Annotated in this window: 6 protein-coding genes and 1 pseudogene; 4 read left to right on the top strand and 3 right to left on the bottom strand. The window is 67.6% G+C overall.

Annotation, left to right across the window (positions count from 1 at the left end; translation table 11 throughout):
* Window positions 1–139: pseudogene (locus ACNPM4_RS16085) on the bottom strand (aminotransferase); the annotation flags it as partial.
* 84 nt (window positions 140–223) lie between these two features.
* Between ACNPM4_RS16085 and ACNPM4_RS16080 the strand changes: the two are divergent.
* From ACNPM4_RS16080 to ACNPM4_RS16070, 3 genes are all read left to right on the top strand, one after another.
* A complete protein-coding gene (locus ACNPM4_RS16080) occupies window positions 224–430 on the top strand; it encodes a ribbon-helix-helix protein, CopG family (protein WP_091032192.1) in 207 nt (68 codons plus the stop codon).
* Entirely contained in the window at window positions 427–789 is a 363-nt protein-coding gene (locus ACNPM4_RS16075) for a type II toxin-antitoxin system death-on-curing family toxin (protein ID WP_091032195.1), read from the top strand. The genes ACNPM4_RS16080 and ACNPM4_RS16075 overlap by 4 nt, the downstream gene beginning before the upstream one ends.
* 66 nt (window positions 790–855) lie before the next feature.
* Complete coding sequence (locus ACNPM4_RS16070; protein ID WP_029264370.1) at window positions 856–1,260, top strand: phage holin family protein; 405 nt, start codon at window positions 856–858, stop codon at window positions 1,258–1,260.
* Window positions 1,261–1,457: 197 nt separating this feature from the next.
* Here ACNPM4_RS16070 and ACNPM4_RS16065 read toward each other — a convergent pair whose 3' ends face one another.
* Together ACNPM4_RS16065 and ACNPM4_RS16060 are read right to left on the bottom strand one after the other, a co-directional pair.
* Window positions 1,458–2,744, bottom strand: coding sequence for a hypothetical protein (locus ACNPM4_RS16065; protein WP_448986348.1), 1,287 nt, complete (start codon window positions 2,742–2,744; stop codon window positions 1,458–1,460).
* Window positions 2,741–3,004: a hypothetical protein gene (locus ACNPM4_RS16060; RefSeq protein WP_448986347.1), complete on the bottom strand. Its 264-nt coding sequence runs from the start codon at window positions 3,002–3,004 to the stop codon at window positions 2,741–2,743. The genes ACNPM4_RS16065 and ACNPM4_RS16060 overlap by 4 nt, the downstream gene beginning before the upstream one ends.
* Before the next feature lie 148 nt (window positions 3,005–3,152).
* Between ACNPM4_RS16060 and ACNPM4_RS16055 the strand changes: the two genes are divergently transcribed.
* Window positions 3,153–3,446, top strand: a 294-nt coding sequence (locus ACNPM4_RS16055; RefSeq protein WP_448986346.1) for a low molecular weight protein-tyrosine-phosphatase, incomplete at its 3' end; no start/stop codon positions are given.

The following is a 3,446-nucleotide window of genomic DNA, read 5'->3' as shown; positions in this document are numbered from 1 at the left end:
CGAGCACCGACGGCAGCGGGTCGAACGGGTTCTCGTTGCTGGAGAGCTTGAACGCGTCGGGGCCGGCCTGCTTGCCCTGCCGATACGGCGCGAGGGCGGCGATGGCGGGGCGGATGCGGGGCAGGATCGGCTCGGTCACGGGTCGAGTCTACGAGGGTGACGGAGGCGGGGATGGCCCGGGATGGCCCTGTTCACGCGACATCTGCGGTGGTACCATTTTGGTATGGCGATGACAGTGCGACTTCCCGAAGAACTCGATGTACAGCTGAGTGAGCTGGCATCGCGACGACACACGTCCAAGCATGCACTCCTGATCGAGGCCGCAGATCGATTTCTCCGCGAAGAGGTGACGACAGAACAAGCGGTGACGATCGCCCGAGGCGTGGCCGACCGGTACGCCGATCTCCTCAAGAAGCTCGAAGACGCGTGACGCGGTACGTGGAGCTTCCGCACGCCGTGGGAGTCACCGAGGAACTGGGCCTCCACATCCGAGACATCGGGTTGCTCTCCTCGGCGCTAGCCAGGCCGTCGAGTTCTATGTTCGGCGTCGAGGCCTATCCGGATCTTGAGGTCAAGGCCGCATCTCTGCTGTCATCCCTGAGCCAGAATCACCCGCTGTTCGATGGGAACAAGCGCTTCTCCTGGGTTCTCACCCTGACGTTCCTCGAGATGAACGGTGTCCTCATCGATATGGACACGGAGCTTGCTTTCGACTTGATCCTTCGGACGGCACAGAGCAAAGCCAGCCTCGATGAGATCGCCGCCCTACTCCGCGACCATCGTCGCTGAAAACAGCAGTGGGTAACGACACCGCAGGCTGACTCTCGCCGGCGTCCGTGCGACACTGGTCGGACTATGCGCTTCATCATCCGCGTCGTCGTCAACGCCTTCGCCATCTGGGTCGTCACGCTGATCCCCGCCCTCCAGGTCACGATCAGGGCGTTCCCGCCCGGCGAGACCCTGCAGGTGGTGCTGACGTTGCTGGCGGTGGCCGCGATCTTCGCCATCGTCAACACGATCATCGGCACGGTCGTGAAGATCGTCGCGTTCCCGCTCTACATCATCACGTTCGGCCTGATCGGCTTCCTGATCAACGGATTCCTGCTGTGGCTGACCGCCTGGATCACGAGCGGCTTCGGCTGGGGCCTGACGGTCGGCGACTTCTGGTGGGGCGTGCTCGCCGCGCTCATCATCTCGGTGATCAACGGCATCTTCGGCTTCATCCTGCGCCCGCAGAAGAAGGCCGCCCGCCGCGACTGAGCCCGGCGACTGAGCCCGGCGACTGAGCCCGGCGATCACGCCGGAACGTCGAGGCGAAGCGGACTGATCCCGGCGAGGAATCCGAAGTCGCGGTCGCCGTGCAGGAGCGGGATGTCACGGCGAATGGCTATGGCGGCGATCAGGCAGTCGATCATGCTGCGGATCGGGTGGCCGTTGGCCGCCGAGGCTCATCGCGGTCACTGTTTCACCCGCGCGGCATGGAACTCGGTGCGTTCGATCTCGACGGCATCGCCGAGCTCCCGCCAGTACGCGTCGAGCGCCTCGGCACGCGGATCGGACGAGTCGTCCACCATCTGTGCGGTCTCGATGTAGGCCTCGAGCGCGTGCGGCTGCAGCGACAGGTCGAACACGCCGTCCTGCGGGTCGACCTCGCGTGTCGCGGTGAAGCTGTCGGGCGAACCGGTGCCCGTGGCCGATCCCCCCGCGGCGAGCTTGGCGACGACGTCATCGGAGTGTGAGAGCTGGATGAGAGTCTGGCCGTCGTCGAGCGACGACTCCTGCGGGCTTCCCGCCGTCAGCTGCATCGCGACGTCGTAGTCGCTCTCCATCGCGAGGTGCGCCGCGATCATCCCGCCCTGCGAGTAGCCCACGATGTCCACCCGGTCTCCGGGCTCTGCGCCCGCGGCGGCCAGCGCGTCGACGGTCGCCTGATACGACGCCGACCGCTGCCCCTGATAGAGCTCCAGGTTCGACTTCATGTCCCACGGATCCTCTTCGCCGCCCTCCCAGGGGACGGAGTTCTGCGTCCCTTTGACGTAGGTCACGTAGCGGGTCGCACCGTCGGCCATGGTGTACTTCTCGACCGCCACCTGCGCACTCGACGACGGCAGGCGCTTCAGTGCACCGGCCACGCCCTTCGGCGCACCGGCCGGGGTCGACGTGGCGGTCGGAGTCACCCGCACGGGATCGGCGGCCCCCGTGAGCCGGGCTCCCGACGACACCTTCCCGAGCGTGGATGTGAGGCCGGCGAATGCCCCGGCCAGGAGCAGCGACGGCAGCAGTCCGAAGACGCCCATCGGTTCGGGCACGCCTCCGTGGCGTCGCCCCGCCCAGTCGGCAATCAGCCAGTCGGCCATCACTCCGACGCGCGCGTCGCCGTCGAGGAGTCGATGGATACGCGCCCGAAGGGCACTCGCGCCCGCGCGATCCCCCAGGGCGAGAGCTTCGGCCTCCGCCCGAAGCTCCACCACTTCGAACGCGTCCGCCATCAGGAGGGTGCCCGCGCAGGCATCCTCGAGTTCGGCACGCAGCTCTCCGACACGCTCCCCGCTGCGATGCAGCGCACCGATATCGACCTGCGGGGCGGCCTCCGGCGCAGAGGCCAGGAGCGCACCCGCGCGGGCGATCGCGGCCCGAGCCTCTTCGCACTGCGTCGCCACCGTCTGCATCCGGGAACCGACATCGCGCAGCTGCTGGGTGTCGACGGCGATCACCCCGCCGTGCCCGATCTCCAGGCCGCTCATTCCGCTCCTCCGGCGTTCAGCTCCCACTGGCGCACGTGGAGATGCCCGCTCTCGGCGCCGCAGTCTTCACGCAGTCGCGCCAGCCGCTCATGCAGGGCGCGGAACCCCTCGGACTCCCAATCCGACGCATCGACGAGCGACACCAGCACGGCTCCCGCGTCTTCGATCAGCGAGATCGCCGAACCGATCTCGCGACTGGTCAGCATCCAGACCCAGCTGGCCTCGGAGGCGATGGCATGATTCTGCGCGAGGGAGTACATGCCCCTCAGCCTCTGGGTTCGACGGGTCCGGGCCCGACCGGATTCTCGCGGTCGGTGGAGAGAGGAAAGCCGGATCTCGGTGTGCAGAGAGGGCGCGCCTGAGCACCCCGCGCTGTGCAGGATCGTCGGAGGCGGGCAGAATGTATCTGTGACATCCCCGGATCCCTTCCGCGTGATCTTCGTCTGCACGGGGAACATCTGCCGCTCTCCCATGGCCGAGGTCGTCTTCCGCGACCTCGCCGAGCGGCAGGGACTCGGCTCGCGTATCGTCTCGCGCAGCGCCGGCACCGGCGACTGGCATCTGGGCGAGCGCGCCGACGACCGCACGATCGACTCCCTCGCCCGGCGCGGATACGACGGCTCTCGGCATCGGGCGCGCCAGTTCACCGCCGCGGCTTTCGCCGACAACGACCTCGTGGTCGCGCTCGACCGCACCCACGAG

It is taken from the genome of Microbacterium umsixpiens, assembly GCF_053543675.1.
Note: the sequence above shows the minus strand (reverse complement) of the source record. Positions and strands in the feature narration are given on the sequence as shown.

Excerpts from the sequence above, each read along its gene's own strand:
- ACNPM4_RS16080 (WP_091032192.1), top strand. The coding sequence starts at position 224 with ATGGCGATGACAGTGCGACTTCCCGAAGAACTCGATGTACAGCTGAGT.
- ACNPM4_RS16070 (WP_029264370.1), top strand. The coding sequence starts at position 856 with ATGCGCTTCATCATCCGCGTCGTCGTCAACGCCTTCGCCATCTGGGTC.
- ACNPM4_RS16065 (WP_448986348.1), bottom strand. The coding sequence starts at position 2,744 with ATGAGCGGCCTGGAGATCGGGCACGGCGGGGTGATCGCCGTCGACACC.
- ACNPM4_RS16060 (WP_448986347.1), bottom strand. The coding sequence starts at position 3,004 with ATGTACTCCCTCGCGCAGAATCATGCCATCGCCTCCGAGGCCAGCTGG.